At 56.2% G+C, this 4184-nt stretch carries 4 protein-coding genes; 1 reads left to right on the forward strand and 3 read right to left on the reverse strand.

From position 1 onward, the window contains the following. Nucleotides 1-73 precede the first annotated feature (73 nt). On the reverse strand, nucleotides 74-763 hold the full coding sequence (locus tag GEAM_RS00065; protein WP_034786621.1) for an LrgB family protein: 690 nt from the start codon (nucleotides 761-763) through the stop codon (nucleotides 74-76). Continuing rightward, complete coding sequence (locus GEAM_RS00070) at nucleotides 756-1178, reverse strand: CidA/LrgA family protein (RefSeq protein WP_034786623.1); 423 nt, start codon at nucleotides 1176-1178, stop codon at nucleotides 756-758. Before GEAM_RS00070 ends, GEAM_RS00065 begins: the two co-directional genes overlap by 8 nt. A gap of 147 nt (nucleotides 1179-1325) precedes the next feature. Here GEAM_RS00070 and GEAM_RS00075 point away from each other — a divergent pair, with 147 nt between their 5' ends. Continuing rightward, nucleotides 1326-2228: a LysR family transcriptional regulator gene (locus tag GEAM_RS00075; RefSeq protein WP_034786625.1), complete on the forward strand. Its 903-nt coding sequence runs from the start codon at nucleotides 1326-1328 to the stop codon at nucleotides 2226-2228. An 18-nt stretch (nucleotides 2229-2246) separates the two neighbouring features. Here the strand turns inward: GEAM_RS00075 and GEAM_RS00080 are convergent, their stop codons facing one another. Beyond that, complete coding sequence (locus GEAM_RS00080) at nucleotides 2247-3896, reverse strand: Na+/H+ antiporter (protein WP_034786627.1); 1650 nt, start codon at nucleotides 3894-3896, stop codon at nucleotides 2247-2249. Nucleotides 3897-4184 lie beyond the last annotated feature (288 nt).

The following is a 4184-nucleotide window of genomic DNA, read 5'->3' on the forward strand; positions in this document are numbered from 1 at the left end:
CTCACATAAGCCACTGATTTTTATGAAATACCCCCTCCCAGCCTCCCCCTTACCAGGGGGAGGAGCACTTCGCCTACCACATCAACGTTCCGATCACCGGCGCCATCACCACGGTGACAACCCCCGCCAGCATCATCACCAGACTTGAAACCACGCCCTCTTCGGCACCCATATCGTAGGCTTTGGCCGTGCCTGCGCCGTGGGATGACGCCCCGAGGCTCGCGCCTTTCGCTAACTTACTTTTCACCGCCAAACGCAGGAACATCATGTCGCCAATCGCCATGCCGAAAACGCCGGTGATCACCACGAACAGCGCGACCAAGTCGGGCTGCCCGCCCACCTGCTTCGCGGCGGCGAGGGCAAACGGCGTGGTGATGGAGCGAACCGACAAACTGCGCTGAATCACCTCCGGCAGAGCAAACAGCCGGGCCAGCCAGACGGAGCTGAACACCGCGACAACAATAGCTGTCACCACGCCTGCGGAGAGCGACAGCCAGTGGCGACGGATAATTGGCAAGTTCTCATACACCGGCACGGCAAACGCGATGGTTGACGGGCCAAGCAGCCACAGCAGCCAGTGCGTCTCGCCAATGTAGTCCTGCCAAGTCACGTGGGCGACCACCAGCAGCAGAACCAGCACCACCGGCGTGAACACCAGCGGCATTAATAACAGGGTGCGGCGCTGGCGGTAGAGCTTCTTATTGGCGTAATACAGCAGCACGGTCACCACGAAGCAGATTGCACTGATAATAATGTCACTCACCGCGCACCTTCCGCTCTGCTAAACGCAGCTCCAAACGATAGATCCTGTCTACCACCAGCGACGTAATCCCCAGCGTCAGGGTGGTGCTGACGGCGATCACCAAGAATATTTTCCAGCCCTCAACCATCAACAGCGAGGTGTAATTCACCACTGCCACCACCGCAGGAACGAAGAACAGCAGCATTTCGGCCAGCAGCCAGCGAGAACCGGCTTTTACCCATTTCAGCGGCAAAATGCCGGACATAATCAAGAGTAAAAGCATGAACATGCCAACGACGTTGGCTGGCAGAGGCAGATGCAACAAAGTCACCAGACGGTCAGCAACCAGATAGAGAGCCGCGTACAGCACCACCTGAATTGGGACCTGTAGACGACTTAAATAAGACGGCGCTCGAGTGCGCAACGCCAACAACATAGGGATAACCTCGGTGGGTTAAAAAGGGGAACGAAAGAAGTATACGTTGGCGGCAAACCGGTATAGAAATGAATTAAAATCATCGAAATCATTCCAAATCGGCATGTTTTGCCTTTCGCCGCAAACACGCCGATTAAGAGGATCAATATGGACGTGCGTACCCTGCGTTATTTTGTCGAAGTTGTTCGCCAACAGAGCTTTACCCGCGCGGCGGAAAAACTGTTTGTCACTCAGCCAACCATCAGCAAGATGCTGCGCCATCTGGAGGAAGAGCTTGAATGTACACTGATTATTCGCGATGGCCGCCGCCTGAGATTGACCGACAGCGGACAGGCGCTGTATCAACGCGGACAGAACATATTGGAAGAGTTTCGCCAGTTGGAAAGCGAGCTTAAGGACATCAGCACCCTCACCCGTGGGCAGGTGCGAATCGGCATCCCGCCGATGGTCGGCACCCAGATGGCGCCGCTGATTGGCGCGTTTCGCCAAAAATATCCCGGCATTGAGCTGATTATCTCCGAGTTTGGTGGCCGCACGGTGCAGTCGGCGATTGTTTCCGGCGAGCTGGATTTAGCCATGAACCTGCTATCGATTGACGAAAGTCTTGGCCTCACCTCCATCCCGCTGTTTAGCTACCCCATGTGCGCCGTGGTGCCGCGCAGCGAGAAGTGGCTCAACCGCACTCGCCTGCCTATTTCTGAATTAGCCGATGAAAGCATCCTGATTTATAACGAAGATTTTGCCCTGCACGGCATGTTGATGGAGAGCTTCGCGGCGCATGGATTCACCCCTAAAATTGCCACTCGCAGCGGCCAGTGGGACTTTCTGGCGGCGATGGTGCAGGCAGGAATGGGCGTGGCAATTCTGCCGGAGCCGATTTGCCGACGTCTGGACTCAAGCCTGATGTGGATGCCTATCGAGCCGGAAATGCTGTGGAAACTGGAGCTAATTTGGCGGGAGGGAAGTTATATGTCGCACAGTACGCAGGCGTGGATTGCCATGTGTCGGGAGCATTACAGGCAGCAGCAAAAAGACGCGCACGCCGGATAGCGTGCGCGTTGCGAGGCTTTACACCTCTTTTTCGACCAGCAGCGCCTCGAGCAAATCGAGGTCATGCAGCAGTTTTTGCAGCGTTTCATTGCTGATTTTCTGCGTCGCGCGCAGATGATATAGCTCCCCGCGCTCGGCACGCAGCGCCGTGAGGCGGAAGCGGCGCTCGAGGTTTTCCAGCTTCAGCGCCGTCTCAATATCATCTTTATTGAGCGTGCGTCGCCGTAGCGTCCCAACCACCCGCGAGCTTATCTCCTTCAGCGTCTGCTCATCGATATTCTCTTCGGAATCCGCCGCCAAACGCTCTTCCATCTTATGCAGGCTTTCGATGGCGACTTCGGCCGCAATCGACTTCGCCATGCGCTCTTCTTCGCGATACGCCGTGCCATCTGCCACCACCACGCCTTTAAGCAGGAATGGCAGCGCAATCACGCCCGCAATCAGCGAGAACAAGATGACGCCGGTGGCGAGGAACACTAACTGATAGCGCGACGGGAAGGCCGTGCCATCGGACAGGAACAGAGGAATGGAGAGCACACCGGCCAGCGTGATCGCCCCGCGAACCCCGGCAAACGAAGCCACCCAGAGTTCACGCGTGCTGTACGCGCCAAACAGCAACGGTTTCTTTTTCAGGAAACGGTTACTGATGTTTTTCATCACCCACAGCCAGACGAAACGCAGCAGCAGCAAGGCGAAGTAGATAATCCCGACGTCAGCAAACAGGTGCCAAGTGACGATAGAAGGGTCATGGGTTGCCTGATCCAGCGAGTTCTCCAGAATGCCCGGCAATTGCAGGCCGAGCATGATGAACACCATGCCGTTGAACACAAACTCGAGCATCGCCCAGACGCTGTTCGCGCGCAGGCGCATCGCCAGCGGCGCGTTACGGATGATGCCAGACTGGCTGATGGTCATACCGGCCGCCACCGCCGCCAAGATGCCCGACACGCCAATATGTTCTGCAATCAGGTAAGAGGCGAACGGCAGTAACAGCAGGAAGACGATTTGCGTCGCCGGGTCATCACCACTCCAGCGGCTCATGATGCGCAGTGATTTACTGTACAGCCAAGTGACCGCCACACCCGCCATCAGGCCGCCGATAGCCACCTTGAGGAATTCAACCGAAGCACCGCCGACGGTGAAGATCATGGTGCCCATCGCCACCGCGATAGCAAACTTCAGGGATACCAGACCGGACGCATCGTTCATCAGCGCCTCGCCTTCCAGCACGCCCATTATCGATTTCGGGATACGCCCCTTGCCGACGATGCCGCCCAGCGCCACGGCATCCGTTGGCGACAGAACCGCAGCCAGCGCGAAGGCCGCCACCAGCGGGATATCCGGCACCATCATATAAATCAGGTAACCAATGCCGACCACGGTGAGCAGAACCAGCACCAAGGCTAGCCCGAGAATCTCGCGCCCGTGGTGTAAAAACTCCCGCGTCGGGGTTTTCCAGCCATCGGCAAACAGCAGTGGCGGAATGAACAGCACCAAGAACAGCTCAGGGTCGAAGTCTACGTGCAGGCCAAAATTCGGCCACGCCAGCAATGCCCCGACGGCAATCTGCATTAATGGAAGCGGGATTTGAAAAGGTAACATTCTGGTCACCACCCCGGAGAGCGACACCACCAGAATCAAAATGAGGATGGTAAAGAAGATTTCCATGCTTTCCTTAGACTCTTATTTTTATGACTTTCAATCAGGCGCGCCTGACACATACCCAAGGAATAGTAGATCAAAAACCGTTACGGTTTAAATCAGAGCGTGCTGAAAAGGGGTGTGGTTGGGGCCACACGCGCCCCTTTTAATGCATTTTTAATTTAAAAAACTAAATTCAAATTTAAAACCGTGGGCGTCGGCCCACACCGACCAAGGGAGGCGTAAACGCGCCTCCCTTGGAACCCTGCGTTTTTTTCGCTGTAAGATCGAGGCTGCGCAGGGTTGGGATGGACG

This window comes from Ewingella americana ATCC 33852 (assembly GCF_000735345.1).
In the GTDB taxonomy this organism is placed as follows: Bacteria; Pseudomonadota; Gammaproteobacteria; order Enterobacterales; family Enterobacteriaceae; genus Ewingella; species Ewingella americana.